This is a genomic window from Myxococcales bacterium (genome assembly GCA_012517325.1).
Classification (GTDB): Bacteria; Lernaellota; Lernaellaia; order Lernaellales; family Lernaellaceae; genus JAAYVF01.
In genome coordinates, this window is sequence record JAAYVF010000085.1 from 24618 (window position 1) to 46931 (window position 22314).

General features: G+C 63.1%; 16 protein-coding genes. 11 read left to right on the top strand and 5 right to left on the bottom strand.

Annotated elements, in window-relative coordinates:
- Positions 1 to 3: 3 nt before the first annotated feature.
- From GX444_14685 to GX444_14695, 3 genes are all read left to right on the top strand, one after another.
- Complete coding sequence (locus tag GX444_14685; protein NLH49825.1) at positions 4 to 3015, top strand: hypothetical protein; 3012 nt, start codon at positions 4 to 6, stop codon at positions 3013 to 3015.
- The gene (locus tag GX444_14690) at positions 3008 to 6307 is read left to right on the top strand and encodes a UvrD-helicase domain-containing protein (GenBank protein ID NLH49826.1); all 3300 of its coding nucleotides are present in this window, start codon (positions 3008 to 3010) and stop codon (positions 6305 to 6307) included. The genes GX444_14685 and GX444_14690 overlap by 8 nt, the downstream gene beginning before the upstream one ends.
- A 139-nt stretch (positions 6308 to 6446) precedes the next feature.
- Positions 6447 to 6602: a hypothetical protein gene (locus GX444_14695; protein NLH49827.1), complete on the top strand. Its 156-nt coding sequence runs from the start codon at positions 6447 to 6449 to the stop codon at positions 6600 to 6602.
- Positions 6603 to 6936: 334 nt separating this feature from the next.
- Here the strand turns inward: GX444_14695 and GX444_14700 are convergent, their stop codons facing one another.
- The 4 genes from GX444_14700 to GX444_14715 all read right to left on the bottom strand — a co-directional run bounded on the left by GX444_14700 (position 6937) and on the right by GX444_14715 (position 10114).
- Positions 6937 to 7650 (bottom strand): tetratricopeptide repeat protein, encoded by a 714-nt coding sequence (locus GX444_14700; protein NLH49828.1) that lies wholly within the window; start codon positions 7648 to 7650, stop codon positions 6937 to 6939.
- Positions 7650 to 8177, bottom strand: a complete 528-nt coding sequence (locus tag GX444_14705; protein NLH49829.1) for a nuclear transport factor 2 family protein — start codon at positions 8175 to 8177, stop codon at positions 7650 to 7652. The genes GX444_14700 and GX444_14705 overlap by 1 nt, the downstream gene beginning before the upstream one ends.
- Entirely contained in the window at positions 8146 to 8907 is a 762-nt protein-coding gene (locus GX444_14710; GenBank protein ID NLH49830.1) for an outer membrane protein assembly factor BamD, read from the bottom strand. The genes GX444_14705 and GX444_14710 overlap by 32 nt, the downstream gene beginning before the upstream one ends.
- A 139-nt stretch (positions 8908 to 9046) precedes the next feature.
- A complete protein-coding gene (locus tag GX444_14715) occupies positions 9047 to 10114 on the bottom strand; it encodes a Zn-dependent exopeptidase M28 (protein NLH49831.1) in 1068 nt (355 codons plus the stop codon).
- Positions 10115 to 10427: 313 nt separating this feature from the next.
- Here GX444_14715 and GX444_14720 point away from each other — a divergent pair, with 313 nt between their 5' ends.
- From GX444_14720 to GX444_14740, 5 genes are all read left to right on the top strand, one after another.
- Positions 10428 to 10673 (top strand): hypothetical protein, encoded by a 246-nt coding sequence (locus GX444_14720; protein ID NLH49832.1) that lies wholly within the window; start codon positions 10428 to 10430, stop codon positions 10671 to 10673.
- A 118-nt stretch (positions 10674 to 10791) separates the two neighbouring features.
- The gene (locus tag GX444_14725) at positions 10792 to 11049 is read left to right on the top strand and encodes a hypothetical protein (GenBank protein NLH49833.1); all 258 of its coding nucleotides are present in this window, start codon (positions 10792 to 10794) and stop codon (positions 11047 to 11049) included.
- Between the two features lie 63 nt (positions 11050 to 11112).
- Positions 11113 to 11703 (top strand): phosphatase PAP2 family protein, encoded by a 591-nt coding sequence (locus tag GX444_14730; GenBank protein ID NLH49834.1) that lies wholly within the window; start codon positions 11113 to 11115, stop codon positions 11701 to 11703.
- 342 nt (positions 11704 to 12045) lie between these two features.
- Positions 12046 to 13590 carry a hypothetical protein gene (locus GX444_14735; GenBank protein NLH49835.1) on the top strand — a complete coding sequence of 515 codons (1545 nt, stop codon included), beginning with the start codon at positions 12046 to 12048 and terminating at the stop codon, positions 13588 to 13590.
- Between the two features lie 117 nt (positions 13591 to 13707).
- Complete coding sequence (locus GX444_14740) at positions 13708 to 15159, top strand: hypothetical protein (GenBank protein ID NLH49836.1); 1452 nt, start codon at positions 13708 to 13710, stop codon at positions 15157 to 15159.
- A 111-nt stretch (positions 15160 to 15270) separates the two neighbouring features.
- On the opposite strand, the gene GX444_14745 is transcribed toward GX444_14740, so the two are convergent.
- Complete coding sequence (locus GX444_14745) at positions 15271 to 16065, bottom strand: ABC transporter permease (GenBank protein NLH49837.1); 795 nt, start codon at positions 16063 to 16065, stop codon at positions 15271 to 15273.
- A gap of 145 nt (positions 16066 to 16210) precedes the next feature.
- Here GX444_14745 and murJ point away from each other — a divergent pair, with 145 nt between their 5' ends.
- From murJ to GX444_14760, 3 genes are all read left to right on the top strand, one after another.
- A complete protein-coding gene (gene murJ / locus GX444_14750; protein NLH49838.1) occupies positions 16211 to 20185 on the top strand; it encodes a murein biosynthesis integral membrane protein MurJ in 3975 nt (1324 codons plus the stop codon).
- A 1-nt stretch (position 20186) separates the two neighbouring features.
- Entirely contained in the window at positions 20187 to 21302 is a 1116-nt protein-coding gene (mraY, locus tag GX444_14755; protein ID NLH49839.1) for a phospho-N-acetylmuramoyl-pentapeptide-transferase, read from the top strand.
- Between the two features lie 609 nt (positions 21303 to 21911).
- Positions 21912 to 22313: a DUF2914 domain-containing protein gene (locus tag GX444_14760; protein NLH49840.1), complete on the top strand. Its 402-nt coding sequence runs from the start codon at positions 21912 to 21914 to the stop codon at positions 22311 to 22313.
- The last annotated feature ends 1 nt before the right edge of the window (position 22314 follow it).

Sequence of the window (22314 nt, forward strand, 5' to 3'; positions counted from 1 at the left end):
GGCATGCCGAGCGGCGAAGCGACGCGATTCGAATGGTCCTTCTTCGACGACTTTCACGCTTGCGTGGACGCTTTCGTCGACGAGGTGCTGGCGCGGCGCGGGCGCGGCGAGCGCACGCCGATCGTCGCCCTGGTCGGCTCCAATCCGCTGCGCCGTCAATTGCAGGAACTGCTGCTGCGCCGGGGCGGCGGCGTCTGGGGTGTCTGGTTGCCGACGTTTCGCGACCTGGCCGCCGCGCTGGGCCGGCCGGCGTTGCTGCGCCGCTCGCTCCGCCCGGTGCCGCCGCTGTACCAACCTGCCTTGCTGGCGCGCCTGCTACGCGAACGCGCCGTTTACTTCGCGCCGGTCGGCCGTTACGACGGCTCGCCCGAGGCGCTGCTGGCGACCTTCACCGACCTGGAGGAAGCCGGCTGGTCGGCGTGGCCGCTCGCCGCGCCGGGCGCCGACAAATTGGGCGAGTTGGCCGGGTTGTTCGACGAATATCGCCGGGAACTGACGCGCGATTTTTTCACTCCGCAGGACGAAATAAACCAGGCGACCGCCGCGGCCGCCCGGTTCGCGGCCCACTTCGGGACCGGTGAGCTGCACGTGGTCGGCGTCTACGACGTCAACGCGCTGCAGGAAAAATTGCTGACGGCCATCGCGCGACACGCGACGGTCCGCTGGTGGGTGCCGCGGGTGTTGGCGCCGCCGCCGTTCCTGAAAAAAGCCGGCCTGCCGCCGGCCGAGCCCTGGCGGCCCGACCCGGAGCGGCTGCGTATTTGGTCCTGCCCGTCCGAAACCGCCGAGGCGGAAACGATCGTGCGCGAGGCGCGCCGGTTGCGCCGCGCCGGCGTCGCCTATCACGAGATGGGCGTGATCCTGCGGCATCCCGACCTCTATGCCGACTTGTTCGCCGAGACCTGCCGCCGCGCCGGCGTGCCCTATCGGTTGGCCGGCGGGCAGACGCCGCTCGAAGCTCCGGCGTGGCGCGCCGTGCTGCGCCTGTTGGGTTTGATCGGCTCGCCGCTGGGTCGGACGGAAGTCATGGCCTTTCTGGCGGCGGTCGAATTGCCCGCGACGGACGACGGACGGGAGACGCAGCCGCTTTGGGATCGCGTTAGTCGCCTGGCGCGCATCAGAAAGGGCGACGACTGGCTGCAGCGGCTCGAGCAATTCGCCGCCGGGAAGGCGTCCGAGGAAGAGCGGCGGGCGGCGCGCGCGCTGAGCGAGGCGTTCGCGTTTTTGCGCGCGGCCCTGGACGATCTGGCCGCGGCGGCGGATTTTCGCCGGGCGACCGCGGCCCTGACGCGGCTGATCGAACGATTCCTCAAGCCCGATGAGCACCGCGCCGAACTGCTCGAGCGTCTGGCCGAACTCAATACGATCGACCGCGCCGGCCTGCCGTTCGACGCAGGCTATTTCCGCGGCCGGGCCGACGAATTGATCCTGAGCCTGAAAGAAGAGGCCGGCGACGAAGCCGGGCTGGCGATCGTCGGCTGGACCGCCGCGCGCGGTCTGCGCTTTCGCATGGTTTTCGTACCGGGCTGCGTCGAATCGCAGATTCCGCAGCCGCCGCGCCAGGATCCGTTTCTGCTCGACGGCGAACGGCTCGAAATCTGCCGCCGCGCCGGCCGCCCGCACGCCTTGCCGATCACGGCCGACCGCGCGGTCGAGGAAGGGCGCGTCTTCGACCTCGTCTGCCGCGTGGCCACCGAACGGCTGGCGCTTTCCTTTCCGCGCCTCGATCCGGCCAGCGGCAAGCCGCGTCTGCCCAGCCACCTGTTGCTCGGCCTCGCCGGCCGGGCGCTCGGCGAAACCCTGACCTACGACGACCTGCCGCGCCGGCAACCGTTGGTCGAGGTCATGCCCGCGGGCCGCTTCGCGCCGGTCGATCCGGCGTCGGCGCTGGACGATGACGAGCGCGACCTGGGCGCGATGATCGAACTGGCGAAAGCGGACCCGGCGGCCCCCATTTATTATCTGCGCGCGGCGCGCGCGGCTTCGTTCGAGCGCGTCTGGCGGCGGCAGCAAAGCCGCTGGGCGGAAAAATACGTCACCCGGCACGAGGGGTTGTGCGAGTCGGCGGCGGCGCGCGCGAAGCTGGCCGCGTGGGCCGGCGGCAAGGACGCCTGGTCGGTGACTGAACTGGAAAACTACGCGCTTTGTCCGCGGCGGTTTCTGCTCACGCAAATCCTGGCGTTGCGCAGCCCCGACGATCCGGAACTGGTCGTTTCGCTGCCGGCGGACCGGCGCGGCCGGCTGTTTCACAAGGTGCTGGAAAAAGCCGCGGCCGATCCCGCCCGGCTGACGCCGCCCGAACTGGATCGCCTGATTGCCGACGAATACGAGCGGTTGGCGGCGGAAAACCTGACCGGCGGCGGGGTGCTCGATGAGGCGGAGCGCGAGCGGCTGGCGGCGGGCATTCGCGCTCTGCTGTCGTTCGCCGCGCGGCAAAGCGAAGGCTACACGGTGCAATCGGCCGAGCGGGAACTGACCGCCGAAATCGCCATCGGCGAGCGGACCGTCGCGCTGAAGGGGCGGCTGGACCGGCTCGATCGCGACGCCGAGGGCGGCTGGCGGATCGTCGACTACAAGACCGGCAAAGCCCGGCGCCATTTCGACGGCAAACCGCCGAAAAACGACGATTTCAACGCGGGCTGCACCCTCCAGGTGCCGCTTTACCTGCTGATGATGCTCGGCGCGGGGCCGGAACCGGCGGCGGTCCGCCGGGCGGCTTACTGGTTTCTCAAAAACAAGGACGGCGCGATCGATCCGACGGCCGTGGAAATGACGGCGGACTTTGTCGCGCGGCACGGCGACGAGTTGCGGCAGGTGATCGCGGGGATCGTCGGCGGCATCGGCGCGGGGCGCTTCGTTCCCCGGTCCGACCTGCTGAAAAACGACGACAACGCCTATTGCCGGCATTGCGATTTTCAGGTGATCTGCGACCCGCGCGGCCGAGCGCGGCTCGCCGCCAAACCCGGTGAGCAATACTGTCCTTGGTTGCGCCTCGTGGGGCGGATCGATGAATGACCGGCGGCCCATCCCGGCCGATCAACCGGCGCGCGAGCTGGCGACGCGGTCGCGCGACCACGCCCTCTGGATCGAGGCCGGCGCGGGCACCGGCAAAACCACTCTGCTCGTCGCCCGCATTCTGTCGTTGCTGACCGACGCGGAACGGCCGCTGCGCCTCGCGCGGCTGGCGGCCATCACCTTCACCGAAAAGGCCGCCGGCGAACTCAAGGTGAAAATCCGGCAAGAACTGGAAAAGGCGCTCGCCGCCACGTCGGAGGACCGCCGCGAGTTGTTGACGCAGGCGCTGCGCGACCTGGAAACGGCGGCCATCGGCACGCTGCATTCGTTCGCCCGCCTGCTGCTCGCCGAGTTGCCGGTGGAAGCGGGCATCGATCCGCGCGCCGAGGTGCTCGACGAGGCGGCGTTCAACCGGCTGCTGGCCGAAACCTACGACGAATGGTTCGACCAGCGGATTCGCGATCCCGAGGCGGCGCCGATCCTGCGGTGGTATCTGCGCGAGCGCGAATTCCGGCAACGTCGGGACGATTGGGATTACGTGTGGCGGCTGGCGAACGAAATCTGCCGCAATCCCGACGAACTGCTCGAGGCCGAACCGCCCGCGACCGATTTCACCGCGATGCTCGCCGAACTGCGCGGCCTCGCGGCGGCGGCGCTGGAGCACGCGCGCCGCTTTTGCGGCGACCCGGAGAACGAAGGCTTCCGGCAAGTGGCCGATTTCGCGGCGGCGCTGGACAATCTGCCGTCGCCGGACGAGCGCGAGGCGTTTCCGCCGGCGGTGGATGCGCTGCCGGACTTTCATTTGGGCAAGGGCAAGGCCGCGGGCTGGCGCGACGGCGGCAAGGACGAGAACAAGGAATTCCGCGCGCGGTTGAAGGCGGCGCGCGCGACCTTGCGGCAAATCGTCCGCGAGCCCGAGATGCGCCGGTTGTTCGAGCTGGCTCGTCAGTTCGGCCGGCATTTCCTCGCCGTGAAGCGCCGGCGGGGCCTGCTCGATTTTCAGGATCTGCTGCTCTTGGCCGGCCGGCTGCTGCGCGAAAACAAAGCGGCGCGCGCCTATTTTCAGCAGCGTTTCGACGCGCTTTTGATCGACGAGTTCCAGGACACCGACCCGTTGCAGGTGGAGATCGCCTTTTTTCTCGCCGAGGACGGCGCCGTGGCCGACCGGGTCGAGGACGTGCGGCTCAAGCCCGGCAAGCTGGTGGTCGTCGGCGATCCGAAGCAATCGATCTACCGGTTCCGCCGCGCCGACATCGAGGTTTACGAAAAAACCCGGCGGGCGCTGCTGGCCGGCGCGGAACCGACGCACATCGCCGTCAATTTCCGCTCGGCGCCCGGCATCATCGATTTCGTCAACGCGGTCTTCCCGCCTCTGATGAAGCTCGATCCGGCGATGCCCGTCAGCCCGGATTACGTGCCGCTGGTCGCCGGCCGCCGGGACGCGCCGGACGGTGCGGGCGTGATCGTGCTGCAAGGCGATCGGCCGGCGGAGGACGGCGCGAGCGCGCGGGCCTACGAATTCGCGGCGGTCGCCGCGTGGATTCGCGCGACGCACGCGGCCGGTCTGCCGGTTTACGACAAGGACGCCGGGGCCGAGCGCCCGCTCCGTTGGCGCGACGTCGCCATCCTCGACAGCCGTGCGTCGAAATTTCTGGGCCTCGAGCAGGCGTTGCGCCAGGCCGGTGTGCCGTATCGGCTCGAGGGCGGCAAGGTGTTTTACCGGCGCGAGGAAATCGCCGCGGCCGTCAACGGCCTGACGGCGCTCGAGGATCCCGACGACCGCCTGGCGCTGGCGCAGTGGCTGGGCAGCGAGCTGGTCGGCTTTGCCGACGAGGATCTGCTGCTGCACGTGCTGGGGCGCGACGACCGCGAACTGCGCTACTTCGGCGATGTCGCGCAGCCCGGCGACGAGATCGGTGAAATGCTGGCGGCCATGCGCGCATTGCACGCGGCGCGCAACCGCGTGGGCTGCCTGGCCACGGTGCGCGGCCTGTTCGACCTGGTGGGCGCGCTGCCCACCGCGTTGACGCTGCCGCACGCCGAGGTGGCGGTCGCCAATCTGCACAAGCTGCTGGCCGCGGCGCGGGCCGCCGACCGGTCGCGGCTGACCTTCGGCGAGTTCGCCCGCGAGTGGGCCGCGGCTTATCGCGAGGAGCGCGAGGAAGCCGATTTCGCCATCACCGAGGACGCCGACGACGTGGTGCGGATTCTCACCATCCACAAGGCGAAGGGCCTCGATTGGCCGGTGGTGGTTGCGCTCGAACTGAACGTCGACTTCCGGGCGGCGCAAGTCTCGCCGGTCAAACTGTTTCGCCGGGCGACGGGCGAACTGGGGCTTTGCGTCGCCGACAACGTGCGGACGGCCAATTACGAGCGGATGAAGCGGGAGGAGGCGGGCTTCGGCGAGGCCGAGCGCATCCGTCAGTTGTACGTCGCCCTGACGCGGGCTCGCGATTACCTCGTGCTGCCTTTTTTCCCGAAATACGGGCGCGGCAAAAATCGGTCGGTGGAGAAACCGGTCGGGTTCGCCGAGTTTTTCCAACGGGCCGGTATGCTCGCCGAGGATTTCACCGTGCGCGCACTGGCCGGCGCGCAATGGAAAACCGTCGCGCTGGATGGTCTGAAACGCGCCGATCTGCCGCGTTGGGAATTGCCGGCGCTGGTGGCCGAAGGCGGCTTGTCCGCGGCGACGAAAGAGCTGGTGGAGGAATGGCTCGCCCGCCGTCGCCCGCCGGCGGCGGCGGAGGTTCCGGCGGCGCCGGCCCTGGTTTTCGAAAGCCCGAGCCGCCTCGCCGCCGAATCGCCGGCCGCGCCCGCGACGCGTTCCGCCGGCCTGAAAATGGGCCTGGCGTTTCACACGCTGATGGAACGGCTGGACCTCGACGAACCGCTGGGCTGGGGACGAACGGCCGCCGAGGTCGCCGTCGAGTACGAATTGTCTTCGCGCGAAACCGCCTGGCTGCGCGAATGGCACGAAAACCTGCTGCGCCTGCCCTCGTTCGCCAGGGTGATGGGGGCGCGCGTCTGGCGCGAGGCGCCGTTCGTCTGGCGCGATCCGGACGGCACGGTCTACAGCGGCAAAATGGATCTGATCGCCGAAAAAGACGGCGCGGCGGTGATCCTCGATTACAAGACGGGCCGGGTCGCGCCCGAGCAACTGGGGCAGCGCGTGGCGGAATACCGGCGGCAGGGCGAGATCTACCGCGCGGCCGTGCGGGAACTGCTCGGCTGCGAGAACGTCACGATGGTCTTTTGCTTCGTCAGCCTCGGGCGGGAAGTGGTGCTGGAGTAAAATCGCACCCGGATGAGAAAATAGCAGTTTAATCGTCGGGGGCATCCAATGGGAAGTTCATATACCGTATTGATTTACCACATCGTCTTTAGCACGGTCGGTCGTTATCCTTTTTTTAACGGACAAAATCCGCCAGGCCATGTTTGAATTCTTTTCCGGAATCTTGGCAAATCGGAAGGCATCGCTTCTCGCCGGCGGAGGCATTGAAGATCACGTGCATCTCTTGGTAAAGAGTAAACCTCAAGTATCACTTGCCGATCTGGTTCGCGATGTCAAAGCGAATTCATCGCGGTAGCTTCGTGAATCTTTTTTGGAAAACGATAACTTCGCCTGGCAATCAGGATATAGCGCGTTCACGGTGAGCCTGTCCGAGTACAATCGAGTTAAAAAATAGATAGCCAATCAGGAAAACCATCATCGGATTCAATCGTATTCGGATGAAATGGCTTGCTTACAAATATGCGACGGAGAATCCAGGGGCTCCCGCCTTTGGCCAGGATCGCCAAGGCAATCGGTCGCCCGCTTGTGGCGGGCTTTCATGGAACCTGCCTGGCAGGTGTCAGAGCGTCGCCCTGTAGGGCGACGGTCATAGCCAGGGGCGTGAGCCCCTGGAAATCCAAATAAAATTGCTACGCCGCGGCGATCTCGTGATGGCGGCCGTTGTTCATCATGGTTTGGAAGCGGCGCGCCATTTCGTGATCGGGATGCTTTTCCAGCACCGCCTGCCAGAGCAGGGAAGCCTGCTGGCGATTGCCGGACTGGTAGTGGCACAAGGCGAATTCGGTCTGCAGGTCGGGGTCCTTGCCGTTGATGGCGATGGCCGCTTCCAGTTCGTGGATCGCGTCCTTGTAACGGCCCAGGCGGCGGTAGGTGGCCGCGAGTTTCCGCTTCAGGTCGGGCCAGCCGGGCCGCAGTTTGGCGGCGTGTTCGTATTCGACCAGCGAATGCTCGTAAAGCTGGATCGCGAAATAGGCGTCGCCGGTCACCATGTGGCGTTCGGCGAGGTGCACCATGTTCAGGCGGCCGGGGTAGGGCACGTTTTTCTTCAGGTTGGCGAGCAGTCGGCTGGCCTGTTCGTACTGGCCCATGTCGTTGAGCAGGACGGCCAGGTTCAGCCGCGCCTCGAGGTACTGCGGGTTGAGCGCGATGGCATGGGCGTAGAGCTTGATGGCGTCGGTGAACTTGCCTTGCTGATGATAGATCGTGCCCAGTTTGCCGTGCATTTCCGGCCACTCCGCATGACGCTGAACCACTTTGGTGAAACATTGCTCGGCGACGCGATAATCGCCGCGCGAAAAAGCCTCTTTGCCCTGTTCCACTAAAATCGTGGTTTCGAGGTCCATCAAGACTCTCCTTCTTGAGTGGCCGGCGGCTCGGGTGTGGCGGGCGCCGATTCCGCCGCTGGGCCGTCCGGTTTTTTCGCCGGACCGTCCAGCCCTTGGTAAATCAACCACTTGGCAAACAGCCAGGAACCTTCCTTTTTCAGCAGGAAGTGGTCGACGCCTTCGATGGTCTTGCTCATTCCATTGGGAGTGGTCAGCACCATGCGATATTCCTGAACGACCCTGGCCAGGTCAGCCTGCTCGAATTGGACGTTGCGCGCGTACGCCTGGTAGTGGATCGACCGCAGTTGCCGGAACAGTTTTTCCATTTCGGCGCGCGGATCGTAATCGGGGCGAGCTTTGACGTAGTCCGGGGCGATCAACCGCATGTACCCGTCAAGATCGCGGTTGTTGAGCGCGGCCTCGCGGGCGTCCAGCGTGCGGTCGACGCGGGCGCGGTCGTCGGCGCAGCCGGCCGCGACCAGCCAGAGCATCACCGCCAGCGCGGCGAGCGGTTTATTGCAACGTACCCAGCAACTTGTTTGCATCGGAAGCGTATTTCCCTTCCGGATATTTGCGGACCAACAGCTCCAGGTACCGCTTGGCTTCGGCGCGCTCGTCCAGTTCGACCAGGCAGCGCGCGCCGTAATAGAGCGCTTCTTCGTAATAGTCGGTGTCGGAGTAGAGCCGGATGATGCGCTCGTAACGCTTGAAGGCGGCGTAATATTCGTCGTCGCGCCAATAGTGTTTGGCGATATACCGCTCCCGCTTGGCCAGATCGTTACGGACCTCGCTCAGGCGGAGGCGCGATTCGTTGTAGTACTCGCTGTCGGGGTAGCGCGAAACCACCGTGGAAAATTGCGCTTCGGCTTTTTGGGTGGCGGTCAGATCGCGGTCGATCGACAGTTTTTGTTTGTAGCCGCACATGCCGCTGCGAAAGAGCGCATGGTCGATTTTCGGGTGATTGGGATGCCGTTTGGCGAAGGAATCGTAGGCGGCCTCGGCCTCGACCCATTGCCGCTTCATGAAATGCGCGTCGGCGATGCCCAACTCGGCATCGGTGACATAAAGCGAGAAAGGATAGAGGTCGATCAGCGCCTCGTAAGCGTCGATGGCATCCTGATAGCTCTTGCCCGTGTACTTGTTTTGCCCGTATTCGTAGATTTGCTGGGCGGTCATTTGATCGAATTTCGGTCCGCACGCGCCGGTCAGCAGCATGAGAAGAAGGACCGTTGCCGCTAGGAAATAGGGCATGAATCGGGTCCGGCTCGGTTTCACGTTTCTCTCCATAAATGCATTTCGGGTTATGTTATAGGGGTTTAGAACACAATATGTCAAGTATATTCTGCGATTATTTTTTAGTTGCCTGATTTCTCTATAAAAAGGCGACGTTACAAAAAACGCAGATTTTGGCCTTTTATTCCTGGATTGTTCCTTCCTCTAATAAAGAAACCGCCGTCAAGGCGATATTGCCCGCCAATTCAATCGATTCGGGCGAGAGAATCTCGGCCCGATCGCCGCTGGTATGCACTTTGGTCGCCGGCGCGCCGGAAAACATCAGGGTCACCGTCGATAAACCCGCCTCCAGCAATGGTATGTGATCGGCCTCGCCGCCGACCAACCGGCTGAGTTTTTTCGGCGCGACCCCGCACCGCCGGCAAGCCGCTTCCGCCAGGGCGACGGCCTTGCGCGGCAGGGATTCTTTTTCCTTTCCCGGTCCCGATCCGGTGGCCAACCAGATTTTCGTGCCGCCGCCGACGCCTTCCCAATTAAGGTGATAAGCCTCGCGCCACGGCGAACGGATGTCGAGGTTCTGCGCGTAATGCAGCGCCCCCGCCAGTCCCAGTTCCTCGGCACCGGTCCAGACGATCCGCACCGCCACGCCGTCCGGCGGTTCCGCCGCGAGCGCGCGGGCCGTTTCCATCAAGACACCGCAAGCGGCCGCGTCGTCCATCGCGCCGGGCGATTGGTTGGTGACCTTCATCGTGAGCAGCACAACGGCGCAGACTTCCGCCGCCAGCCACAGCACCCACCAGACGAAACCGATCTTGCCCAATAGCCACGCGGGCCAGATGAGGCCGGGCGCGGTCAGCAACGGCAGCAGGAAAACGCCGAGCGCGAAAACGATCGAACACGTCGCGCGCGTCACGATGGACATGTTCTGGCTTTTCGAATCGGTGTGCGCCGAGAACACCAGGCGCCGGCGCACCGGCCCCTTGCAGGGCAGGTCCGCGATGATGTTGGCGCTGCGCAACTGCAAGGAAGCTTGGGGGACGAACCGCGCGTGGAAGGAATAGGCGGCGCGATTGTCGCTCAGTTTTTCGGCGGCCGCGCGACGGTAGGTGTTCCACAAATGTTGGGCGATCAACGGAATGAGCAGGCCGGCGAGTGCGCCGAAACGCGGCCAGGCCGATAAGGCCAGCCGGTGCAGCAGCAGCATGACCAGGCCGATCGCCAGGAGGTTTTTCAGGATTCCAAAGGACAAAGCGGGGAAAAATCGGAAAGGCGAATTTTCGGTGGCAATCCCCGCTTTGGCCATTTCTTCCTGAATATAATCGCGTCCGCGGATTTCGCCCGGAGTGCCGACAAGACGTGGAAAAGATAATGATGTCGAATAGTTATACGCTTGCTTGGCATCGAATTTTCGCACGGCACCCTCCTTTGACAACCAAACAAAATAGCGCGTGACGAATCTAAAGTACACTGTGAATTTCTTATTGACATCAAGGGTGCGTTTCACTATCGTTTCTGCGTCTACGGCTATGCTCCATTAAACCTTTGACGAAGGAGTCAATGAGATGCGGACGTTTCTTACCTTGATGTTCGTGTTTGTGCTGGCGATCGGCTTTGTTGCTTGCCAAAAAGTGACCGAGCCCGTCGCGCCGTCCCCCGAGGCGATGCCGGCCGCTCCGGCCCCCGAAATGGCCCCGGCTGCTCCGCCCCCGCCGGCCCCGGCTGCTGAACCGATGGCCCCCGCTGCCCCGGATCCGGCCGCTCCGGCTGCTGGCGCTGCTCCGGCCGCTCCGGCCCCGACTGGTAAGTAATCACGTTTACCTCTAGCCAATATAGGCTAGTTGACGGATTACGGTTTGCAAACGGGATTGAGGGGTCGTGTCATGCGACCCCTCAAGTTGATAACTAAAAGGAATGGAGGATAACCGCATGAAACGTTTTGTGGTGATTCTAACCGTCGTGCTCTTCGCTTTCAGCACCTTCGCCATCATCGGCTGCGCTAAAAAGGAAGAACCGACTCCGATGCCGATGCCGATCAAACAGGAAGTCAAACCGGCTCCGACTCCGGAACCCACCCCTGCTCCTACCCCCGAGGTAGTGAAGCCGGTCGAACCGGAAAAACCCGCTGGCATCGTGAAGAAAGAGAAGGCGGAGAAACCCGCTGGTTTGAAGAAAAAGGGCAAGTAGTCCTTTACAGACTGTCGATAAAAAAGGGTGCCTCGATCGGCGCCCTTTTTTCTTTGGGGCCGGATGTTGCTTTCCGAACTGGATCGGCAACTTTTTTTAGCAATCAACACCCGGTGGACCGCCGCGTGGTTGGATCGGTTGTCGGTGGCGCTTCAGAATCCGTGGTGGTTGTGGTTTCCCGTCGCTTGCCTGGCCGGGTGGCTGTTCGTCCGCAATCGTGAAAACGATCGACGCTTTCTGTTGTTGCTTGCCGTCGCCGTCCTGCTGACCGATGTGTACTGCGCCCAAATTCTGAAGCCGCTGCTGGCGCGCCCACGGCCGACCGTCGTACTGACGGGCATTCGGGCGCTGGTCGGCTGGAAGCACGGCAATGGCCTGCCGTCCAATCATGCCGCCAACCTGGTCGCCGCGACGATCGTGATCGGGGCGTATTATCGCCGTTGGTTGGCGCCGATGGCGCTGGTATCATTGCTGGTCGGCTATACGCGAATTTACGTCGGCGTGCATTACCCGTCGGATGTGTTGGCGGGCTACGCCGCCGGCCTGTTCCTGGCCGGATCGTTGCTGGTTTTTTTCCCGCGGATCGAGGCCGGATGGGATCGTCGGCGGAATGAAAAAAATCATCCGTCAGGCCGAGTTAGCAACCATATTTGAAAGGCGAGATGAAGTTTGAACGGCCTGTGGATAAATTGGGGATGAATCGGAAGATCGCCGTGACTTTGGCGGATGCGGCGATAAAACGTCAGAAATAATCAGTATCAAGAATGATTAGCAGGAAAAAGAGGCGGCAAAGCGACCTTCTCAGAGGATAAGTTGCTGATATTATAAGGCGATTTTTGAATATAAAGCGAAAAAAGACGGATTTTTTATCGGGGCGTGAAGGGGATTCCGGCGGAAAAATCGGTTGCCGGCCGGACCCGCCGAGCGACTGACGTTTTGTCCACAGATTTATCCACAGGTCGATCGTTTAATCAGGCGATTGCTTGGAGAACCGGGTTGAATCAGACCGATTCGAAAAGAACGATTTCCACGACGATCGCCGGTGTCGGCATGGTCTTGATTTCGGTATTGCTGCTTTATTCACGTAGTACGGATTTGCAGCTTTTCGCCGATGATTTCATTTCCTGGGCCTCGATGAAAACCATGCTGCCCGAGCCCTGGTGGAAACTGTTCGTCACGCTGTACAACCCGGAATTCTACCGGCCGCTCGATCATCTGCTGATCCGCGCCAACCTCGTGCTTTTCGGCGGCGAACCCATCCTCTACCGGTGGTTTTCGATCGCCGGCCACCTGTTGACGATTCTTTTCGTTTATTCCTTTGCGCGTCGCTGGCAATTCACCCGGCCGGTCGCGCTGTTCGCGGCGGCCTATTTCGGGCTCAGTCACGCCAACGCCATGGCGGTGTTGTCCAACGATGCCGCCAGCCAGATTTTTTCGACTTTCTTCGGTTCCCTGACCTTGCTGTGCCTGATGCGGAAAGAACCGGAAACGCCCGTTCACCCCGCCTGGTATTTCATCGGGGCGCTGGCGCTGGCCGGCTCGCTGCTCTGGAAGGACGCCGGCGTCAGTTACCTGCTGCCGACGGCTTTGCTGATTTGGCGCGAGTGGCGGTCCACCGCGCCGGAGCGGCGCCGGCGAATGATCGTTTCCGCGGCCGTTCCCTTTGCGGTGATTCTGAGTTTGTATTTCGCCTTTCGCGTTCATGCCGGCGCCGTCTCGCCGAAATTTTGCGGCCCCGGCCGATACGATCTCTGTCCCGGTTTGAATGCGCCGATGAACCTGTTTTTCTTTCTGCTGGGACTGCTGACCCCGGTCGGCAGTTCGATCGTGGTTTTGCGCCTGCAGCAATGGTGGTTCCTGGCGCTTTGGATCGCGTTTTGTCTGGGCGTCCTGGGAACGATGATCGGCGGCTTGTACTTGCGGTCGCGAAGCCATCCCGAGGATCGTCGCCGCTTTCGCTGGCTTTACGCGCTGCTGTTCCTGTTGATGTTGCCCGATATTTTCATTCGCCAGGTCAGCGAGCTTTATATCTATCGCCCCAATACCTTGTTCGCGATTCTCGCCGGAGCCGGTTTCGCCGCCTTGCTGCAATTCTTTTATCGCCGGCAAAATTATATACGCTGGTTTTTGTTGGTGTTGTTTTACGGTGTCATGATCTGGAGTCAGGTCGAGTCGGTCCATCACAAGACATTGCGTCTACGGACCAACGGTATCCTGGCCCATCAACTGATGATAGAGATTATGTCTCAATATCCCAAGTTGGAGAGCCGAACCATTCTGACCAGCAACCGAGTTCCGGGCCCGGCGCCGCTTTATTCCATCTATTACATGGAAGGTATTTATGTTCTTGGTGGCGGTAAAATATTCGAGTATTATTACGGAGTAAAGCCGGATAAATATGGTTATTATCCTTTTGCCGAGCTGACGAAGGCCATCGCCAACGTGCCGGGGAAGAAACTGATTTTGCTCTTTCGCCGCAATCATGTTCTGGCGGCCGTCAGCGATGGTCCGGAGAATCCGTTCCGCAATACGCCTCCTTGAGAAAATCCTCTTTTTCTTTGACACCCTCCGGGGGGATTGCTATAACTGATCCGGCTTTGCCCAATAGTCGGGACTGCCTGTGTAACAAATCAAAATACCTTTTGGGAGGTAAATCGCATGAAGTTATCGACAAGGTTAATGGCGCTCTTTGCCTTCGTTCTCGCCATGTGGTTCATCGCCGGTTGCGATGAAGCCGAGGACGCGGCCGAAGACGCTCTGGAGGAAGCGACGGGTTACGAGTGGATTCTGAATGAAGACGACTTTGCCGATGAAACCGGTGTGTCTACCCCGGAAGACTGGCAATTCCTCTTCGCGGTGAATTTGAAAGACGCCGAGACGGCGCAGTTGATCGATCAGGATTTCGAAGTCGATCTGAGCGTGCTCGAGGATCTGGGCCTGGGCTTCGGCGACATCGAATCGCAGGTCATCATGGCGCACGCGACCGCGACGCCCGCCGGCGATCCGGGCCTGCGTTACGCCAACAAGATTCTCTTCCAGGACGGTAAGGTAATGCTCGACGGCGAAAGCATCGAGAAACTCGGCGCCAGCGTCGGTTCCTCGGGCGCCGGTTGGTACGTGGCGTACCTGTCCCTCGAAGCCGTCGGCTTCGTGAAGGGCACCGTGACCGATTGCGACGGCAATCCGCCCGCCGCCGACAACATCCTGGTTCTGGCCTCCGATGGTCCGTTCTTCACCTTCGCCGCCGATGACGGCACCTGGGCCGTGCCCAGCCGCAACGGCAAGCCGGCCGCCGTCAACTTCGACGCCGGCGACTGCGCGGGCTCCAGCGAAGCCCCGATCACCGATCCGGCCGACGATCCCAATGAAAAAGATCCCGGCACCGAACCCGAAGACGATCCGCTCGAAGACGAGACCAACGTGATCGACGACGGCGAAACCGACCTGGGCGGCGACGACGGCGTCAATCCGCCTCCGGCCGGCGGCGGCGACAACTTCGATTTCGAAACCGGCACCACCGACGGTTGGTACTTCGCGGGTCCGGAAGGCTGCTTCGGCGTGTACAACGGCAATTACAGCGACCTGTTCCCGGGCGGCAGCGAGCAGTATTACGGCTTCATCACCTCCGGCGGCAGCGACAATCCGTCCTGCACGGTGACGCGGACCTTCACGGTTCCGGCCGGCGCGACCAAGTTCGTGGTTTCCTACAACTTCATTTCGCAGGAATACGAGGAGTGGATCAACTCCGCGTACAACGACATCTTCACCGTCATCATCCAGGGCGAGACGGGCTACGTCATCCATCGCACGATCAACGACGTGGCCTTCGAAGGCGCCTGGACCGATCTGGGCCTGGCGATCGGCAACATCGACAGCAGCGCCGACGCCACCTACAACCCGACCGGCGCGATCTTCGACGGTCAGTTGAATTGGGGCGGCAGCGATGCCAGCACGCCGCGCGGCCCGGGTGACACCCAGAGCAGCGCGGGCCGCGTGGCCGAATACCCGGTCACCGCGGGCGCGACGATCACCGTGTTGATCACCGTGAGCGACGTGGCCGACCGGATCTACGACTCGGCCGCGACCATCGATTACGTGGCGTTCGAATAGACTTCGCTTCGTCGAAGCGTCCAAGCCCGGGGCCGCGAGGCTCCGGGCTTTTTTTTATCCGTCATTGCCGCCGGCTTTCTTCAATTGATTCGCCGCGGGCCGGGAAAGGGATCAGAGCAAATCGGCGAATTCGCGGGAGAGGCGGCGGAACAAGAGCAAGCCGAAGAGGAACACCAGCAGCGAGAACACGCCCAGGTAGAAAACGGTCCACAGGTGCGGGACTTCGTTGCTGAGCAGCGCCGCCCGATACGCGCTGATCAACGGGGTCAGCGGGTTGATGTAGAACAGAAGCTTCAGTTGATCGGGAATCAGCCGCAGCGGATAGATGATCGGCGTGGCGAAGAACCAGAGCGTCAGCACCGCCGAGATGACCTGGCCGACGTCCTTGTAAAACACGTGCAGCGAGGAGGCGATCAGGCTCAACCCGAGGGTGAAAACCAATTGCAGCGGAAAAATGAAGAGCAATCCGAGGGCCCAAAAGTAGGGCGGTTCGCCGACGATCACCAGAATGACGATGAAGATGGCCAGGGCGATCAGTTCGTGCAAAAAGCTGGAAAGCAGCACGTGCATCGGCAAAAGGATGGTCGGAAAACGGACCTGTTTGACCAGATCCTTGTTTTCGAGAATCACCGTGCCCGATTTTTGCACCGCCTCGGAAAAGGCGATCCAGGGCAGCATGCCGGCGAACAGGAAAACGCCGTAGTTGGCGGTGCCGGCGTTGCCGCCGATGTTGACCTCGAGGATGTAACCGAAAACGAACGTATAAACGAGTATTTGCAGCAGCGGGTTGATGACCGACCAGAAGAAGCCGCCGAAACTGGCGCCGTAACGCTTGCGCAGATCGAGCATCACCAGGCTCCAGAGCAGCCGGCGGTGCGTGAGCAAATCGGCGAAGATCAGACTCATCGGCGCGGAATATAACATAGAAAAAGCGTTTTCGCCCCCTGGTCATTCGCGCGGCGACAGGCGAAAAAATCGCACTTTTTCCGGCGGCGATTGTCTAACCGGATGATTCACCGGGCGGCATTTGTCTTGAGTACCGGATGGGCTGGTGCTAAGCTTTGCCGACTTCCAAACGGCATTGAAGGTGCGCATGCGTTATGTGCTTACCGGCGGCGGTACGGGCGGCCATGTTTACCCGAATCTGGCGATCGCCAGCCAACTGGCCGGCCACGATCCCCAGGCGGAATTTCTTTATATCGGCGTGAAGGATCGCGCCGAGGCCGACATCGTGCCCCGCTACGGCATGCCGATCCGCTTCGTGCCCTCGCGCGGGATGCCGACCAGCAAGTTCTCGCCGGCGATGGTCGTGTTTTTGTTTTCCCTGCTCGTCGGCACGCTCAAAGCGGCGGCGCTGCTGCTGCGCTTTCGGCCGCGCCTGGTGATCGCCACCGGCGGCTACGTCAGCGCGCCGACGCTGTTGGCGGCCCGGCTCCTGCGGCGCCCAGTGCTGGTGCACGAGCAAAACGCCTACCCCGGGCTGGTCAACCGCACCTTCGGCCGCATCGCCCAGCGGGTATGCGTCAGCTTTCCCGAGAGCCTGGCGCACTTCGGCCACAACGGCAAACTCGTCGGCTACCCGGTGCGGCCCGCGATTCTCGCCTTGCGCGAACCGGCGAGCGAGGAACAGCGGCGCCAATGGAAGCGTGAGTTGGGCGTCGATCCGGATCGCCGCTTGATTTTGATCACCGGCGGCTCGCTGGGCGCGCGGTCGATCAACCGCGCGGTGGCGGCGCTGCTGCCCGCGCTGGCGGCCGACGCCGAACTGCGCCGGCGCGTTTTCGTGCTGCACGGGGTCGGCCGGTTCGCGGGGCCGGAATACGACGCCGCCGCCGACACGGTGGCCCGCCTGAAGGCCGTCGGCTTCGACGAGGATGCGGCGCGCGATTTCTACCGGCGCGAGCGCTATCTGTACGAAATCGAGAAGTGGCTGCGCGTCGCCGACGTGATCGTCTGCCGGGCGGGCGCGGGATCGCTGGCCGAGACGGCGGCGGTCGGCGCGCCGGCGGTGGTGATTCCCAAGAGCGGCCTGCCGGGCGACCACCAGGTGAAAAACGCCGAGACCATGGCCGCGGCGGGCGCCTGCCTGGTCATTCAGGAGCACCGGGAGACGGTGGACGGCAAGCCCGGCGACGCGGTCGACCCCGAGCGCCTGCTGGCCGCGATCCGCGAACTGATCGACCTGAGCCCGGAAGCCCGCGCCGCGATGCAGGCGGCCGCCGCCCGTTTCGTCGTGCCCGATTGCCTCGAACGGATTCAAAGCGAAGCCGATGCGCTGCTGGCCCCGCCCAAGCCGCAAGCCGAAAAAATCCGCCGCCGCCGCACTTACCTGATCGATCCGCAGGGCCGCCGCGCGGATTTGCTGTACGACCGCAACCGCGTCGGGACCGGCCGCTGGGACGACACGCGGTTCGCCGTCCCCGGCTTGCACCGCCGTCATTTCTGGCTCAAACGCGTCGGTCGGATGGTCGACGGCGCGGTCGAGGAAACCTGGACCGCGATTCCCCGCTCCGCGCTGTCGTTGCGCCGTGGCGCCGCGGCGCCGGCGCCGCTGGACGGCCCGACGCCGCTGAGTCCCGGCGATCGCCTGGTGCTGCCGGGCGGCGCGGAACTCGAATTCAACGGTGAATGGATCGAGGTTTCGCGCGAGAGGTCGGAAAAAGGCGTCGTCGAAAATGTGTTTTCGCAGGGCGTCGGCACGTTTTTCGCCAAGGGCCTGGGCTTTTTCCGCGAGGCATTCCTGGGCCGGTTTTTCGGCGCCGGCAGCATTATGGACGTGTTTGCGGTGGCACTCAGCCTCGCCAACCTGATGCGCGAGGTCGTGGCGGAAATGGCGCTGGAGAACGCGTTTCTGCCCTCGTTCCTGTTGTTTTATCACCGCAGTGAGGACAAGCGGCCCGCCTGGCGGCTGGCCTGGCAGGTGTTCAACGTCTTTTTCGTGCTCTCGTCGCTGTTCACGGCCGTGGCGATCGTCACCTGCCCGTGGTGGATTCATTTCGTGGCCCCCGGTTTCGTCGAAAAGGGATTGATCGACAAGACCGTCGCCATGACGCGCCTGATGTTCCCGTTCCTGATTCTGATGAGCGTCAGCGCGTTTCTCGGTACGCTCCTGCAGGCCTTCGACCGGTTCGGGCCCAACGCGTTTTCGCCGGTGCTCTACAGCCTGGGCTTGCTGTTCATCGTGCCGATTCTCGAACCGCTCTTCGGCCTGTACGCCCTGGGCGTCGGCGTGCTGGTCGGCGGCGTACTGCAGATCGTCTTTCAGATGTTCTTCCTGCTGCGGCGCGGGCTGCGCGAAAAGATCGCCTGGAACGAATACCGGCCGCGCCTGGCCAACGAGCCCGGCGTGAAAAAGGTGATGTCGCTGTCGGGGCCGGTTTTCCTCGACGCCATCCTCAACAAGATCAGCGGCGTCGTCGACAAGATCCTGGCGACCCCGCTCGTCGCCGGCTCGGTCAGCGCCCTTTATTTCTCGCGCCTGCTGGTGGTGTTTCCCTTCAGCGTGCTGGCGATGAGCGTCAACCGCGTTTTCTTGCGCGACCTCTCGGGCGTCGCCGCGACCAGCGACAGCCGGCAGTACCGCGACATGTTGCAACAGGGGATCGAGGCCACGTTGCTCCTGATGATCCCCACGACCGTCCTGCTGATCGCCCTGGCGACCCCGCTGGTGCGGTTCGTCTTCGAGGGCGGCAAGTTCACGGCGCAGGGCACGGCGATGACCAGCCTGGCCCTCGTCTGCTATTCGCTGGGCCTGCTCGGTTGGTCGCTGACCTCGCTCTACAGCCGCGTCTTTTCCAGCCAGCTCGACACCCGCACCAGCATGCTGACCAACGCCGGCAGCGTCGTGGTCTACCTGATTTTCGCGGTAATCCTGGTCCGGACGCCGCTGCGCCACGCCGGCCTCGCCCTGGCCACCAGCCTGGCGTTTACCTTCAACACGGTCTGGCGGCACGGCATCATCTCGCGGCGGCTGGCCGCCGACGGCTTCCCGCTGGACATGCGCCGCCTCGCGCCGACCTTTGTCAAGACGCTGACCGCCAGCCTGGTGATGACCCTGGTGGTGCTGCTGTTCTTCGCCACGCCCAAGGCGGGGGCGGGCTTCTGGCGCAACGCCTGGAGCTTCATCGTGCCCTCGACGATGGGCCTGGCGATCTTCGTCGTGTTCGCCTACCTGCTGCGGATCGGCCCGCTCTTGGACATGCTCAACTACTTCGCCGCGCGGCTGGGCCTGGGCCGGCCGTTCGGCGGCGCGCCGGTGGTCGTCGCCAAGAGCAACGGCAACGTGCGCCTGCTGGCGGCGGGGGCGCTGCTGGCCGAGGCCGAGCGGCGCGAGTTCGACGCCGAGGAACTGGCCATCGTGCGCCAGCGGCTGGAGAGCTACCTGCACCACGACGACTGGTGGATCCGCAACATCGGCATCAAGCTCATCGGCGTGCTGAAGCTGACCGACTGCATCGACGTGCTGGTCGACGCGATCGAGGCCAAGGTCGACCGGCGGCCCTGGTATTTGCGGCGGCTGACGGGATTCGGCCGCGACGTCGGCTTCGTGCGGCGCAACAGCCTGACGAGCCTGGTCGAGGTCGACCACTTCGACGCGCGCGTGCGGCGGGCCATCCTGGTTTCGCTCCGCGATCCGTATTACGAGGTGCGCCAGTACGGCCTGCGCGCGCTGCTGGCGTTCGCCAACCCCTTGCGCGGCGACGCCGAAACGCTGGCGGCCGTCGAAAAATTGCTGTTCGACCGGCATTTCGAGGTCGTTCCGGTGGCCGTGAAGGCCTACGCCGAGCTGGCGACGTCGCCGGGCGCCCACGAAAAACTGTACCCGCTGCTCGACGATCCGCGCTGGCCGATCCGCACCGCGGCGGTGGACGGTTGCCGGCGGCTGTTCGATCGCGGTCTGGTGCCCGATCCGGCGGCGTTGCGGCGGGTGCTGTCGCGGACGCTGCTGGCCGGGGAGATGATCGAGCCGATTTCGCCCATCAAGCGGGCCGTCAAGCAGGCGGTTGCCGGACTGCCGGAGGAATAACGTGCTGTACCTATTTTCCCATTGGCAGGCGCTGCACGGCCACGTCACGACGCTGAACCGGCTGCTGGGCTACATCACCTTTCGGGCGGGCGTCGCGGCGGTGCTCGGCATCCTGCTGACGCTGCTGTTCGGCGGCCGGATGATCCGCTGGCTGCACCGGGCCGGCATTCACGACACGCCCCGCGATTACGGGGTGATGAAGGTCAACGACAAGAAGGGCACGCCGCAGATGGGCGGGTTGATCTTTGCCCTGGTCACGCTCGTCGTGGCGCTCCTGACCTGCGACCCGACCAACCGCTTCGTGCAGATCATGCTGCTGTCGCTGCTGTGGTTTACCTCGATCGGCGCGGCCGACGACTACCTGAAAATCGTCGTGCACCGCAACGCCGACCTCGGCCTGTCGCGTCTGGAAAAGCTTTTTTTCCAGGGCCTGTTCGGTCTGCTGCTGGCGCTGGTCTGCTATACCCCGAGCCTGTCGCCGCACGAGGCGCACCTGATCGGCCGGTTCACCCTGCCGTTCATCAAGGGGACGATCCCGCTGTCGATCCTTTATCTTCCCTTCGTGGTGCTGGTGGTGATCGGCATCAGCAACGCCATCAACCTCACCGACGGCATGGATGGGCTGGCGACGGTGCCCTCGATTATGACGGCGCTGGTCTACGCGATCTACGCGTACATTCTGTCGCACGCCAAGATCAGCAGCTACCTGTGGTTCGACCAGGTGAAGGGCGCGGGCGAGGTGGCGGTGTTTCTGGCGGCGCTGTTCGGGGCGCTGGTGGGTTTTCTCTGGTTCAATTCGTACCCTGCGACGGTGTTCATGGGCGACACGGGCAGCCTGGCGATCGGCGGCATGCTGGCGACGGCGGCGGTGCTGATCAAGCAGGAATTTCTGTTCGTACTCGCCGGCTTTTTGTTTTGCGCCGAATTCGTTTCCTCGGCGATCCAGGATCGGCTGGGGGTGAACCGCGGCGGGCTGGGGATGCGCATCTTCGCCCGAGCACCGTTGCATGACGCCTTCCGCCTGCGCGGCATGGCCGAGCCGAAGGTCGTCGTGCGCCTCTGGATCATCGCGGGCATCGCGGCGATGATCAGCCTCCTGGCGCTCAAACTGCGGTAATCGACTCCTTGCCGGCGATCCGTGGCGCTCGCGAATGCCGCCGAATTTTTTCCCTCACCCCGGCTTCGCCGACCGCATGTCCACGGTAGGAGCGGCTTAGCAGCCGCGATACAAACCCGCGCCGTCTTTCCTTTCGCAAGCCGGAAACCACGCGAGATTGTACCCTCACCCCCGACCCTTCTCCCATGCAAGGGCGAGGGGCGAAACTGCTTTCCCTTCTCCCTTCGTGGGAGAAGGGCAGGGATGAGGGGGAAAACGCCTACCAACCCGTCATGCCGAACTCGTTTCGGCATCTCGGCTTCAGACCCTGAAACAAGTTCAGGGTGACGGATCGGTGTCGTTCAGGGTGACGATTGGTGTCCGCTCGACATGGCCATCGATCCGGAAGGATCGAAGATCATGGCACCCCGAAAAGGATCGCATCCTTCGAGGCGGCCAAGGGATTCCGCGAAAGGCGGCCACTTGATATGCAATCGCATTGCGGGCGACTTTTTCCGTGGTTTAAAAAACCGCCGCGACCACGCGAGAAAATCCATCATCGAAACACATTTTTATTGCTCCGGTAAAACGTCTGCACTATGCTGAGACCGCCTAGGGAGTGAATTCATCATGCACAAAACGTTAATTCTATCATTGTTGGTACTGGGTGTCGTTTTCGGCCTGGCGCAAGCGGCCGGCGTCGAATGCGTGTCCATCGTTTTTTGCTCGCGGGTGGAAGACCGCGAGCCGGTCGAGCCGGCGACGCAGTTTTCCGCCACCGACGAATGGGTCTACTGCCATACGGTCATCAACAACCCGGGCGGTCCCACCGAGATTCACCACGATTGGTACTACCAGGGCTCGCTGATCACCCGCAACACGCTGTCGATCGGCACTTCCCAGAATTGGCGCACCTACTCGGCCAAGCAGATCAGCCCGGCCTGGGTCGGCAAGTGGGAAGTGGTCGTGAAAAACGCCTCCGGCGCGGAAATCGGCCGAGCCGGATTCGAGATCAAGCCGGTTCAGGAATAAC

Bases quoted from the DNA above. Each gene is read 5' to 3' on its own strand.
- GX444_14685 (NLH49825.1), top strand. From the start codon at position 4: ATGCCGAGCGGCGAAGCGACGCGATTCGAATGGTCCTTCTTCGACGAC.
- GX444_14690 (NLH49826.1), top strand. From the start codon at position 3,008: ATGAATGACCGGCGGCCCATCCCGGCCGATCAACCGGCGCGCGAGCTG.
- GX444_14695 (NLH49827.1), top strand. From the start codon at position 6,447: ATGTTTGAATTCTTTTCCGGAATCTTGGCAAATCGGAAGGCATCGCTT.
- GX444_14700 (NLH49828.1), bottom strand. From the start codon at position 7,650: ATGGACCTCGAAACCACGATTTTAGTGGAACAGGGCAAAGAGGCTTTT.
- GX444_14705 (NLH49829.1), bottom strand. From the start codon at position 8,177: ATGCAAACAAGTTGCTGGGTACGTTGCAATAAACCGCTCGCCGCGCTG.
- GX444_14720 (NLH49832.1), top strand. From the start codon at position 10,428: ATGCGGACGTTTCTTACCTTGATGTTCGTGTTTGTGCTGGCGATCGGC.
- GX444_14725 (NLH49833.1), top strand. From the start codon at position 10,792: ATGAAACGTTTTGTGGTGATTCTAACCGTCGTGCTCTTCGCTTTCAGC.
- GX444_14730 (NLH49834.1), top strand. From the start codon at position 11,113: ATGTTGCTTTCCGAACTGGATCGGCAACTTTTTTTAGCAATCAACACC.
- GX444_14740 (NLH49836.1), top strand. From the start codon at position 13,708: ATGAAGTTATCGACAAGGTTAATGGCGCTCTTTGCCTTCGTTCTCGCC.
- GX444_14745 (NLH49837.1), bottom strand. From the start codon at position 16,065: ATGAGTCTGATCTTCGCCGATTTGCTCACGCACCGCCGGCTGCTCTGG.
- GX444_14760 (NLH49840.1), top strand. From the start codon at position 21,912: ATGCACAAAACGTTAATTCTATCATTGTTGGTACTGGGTGTCGTTTTC.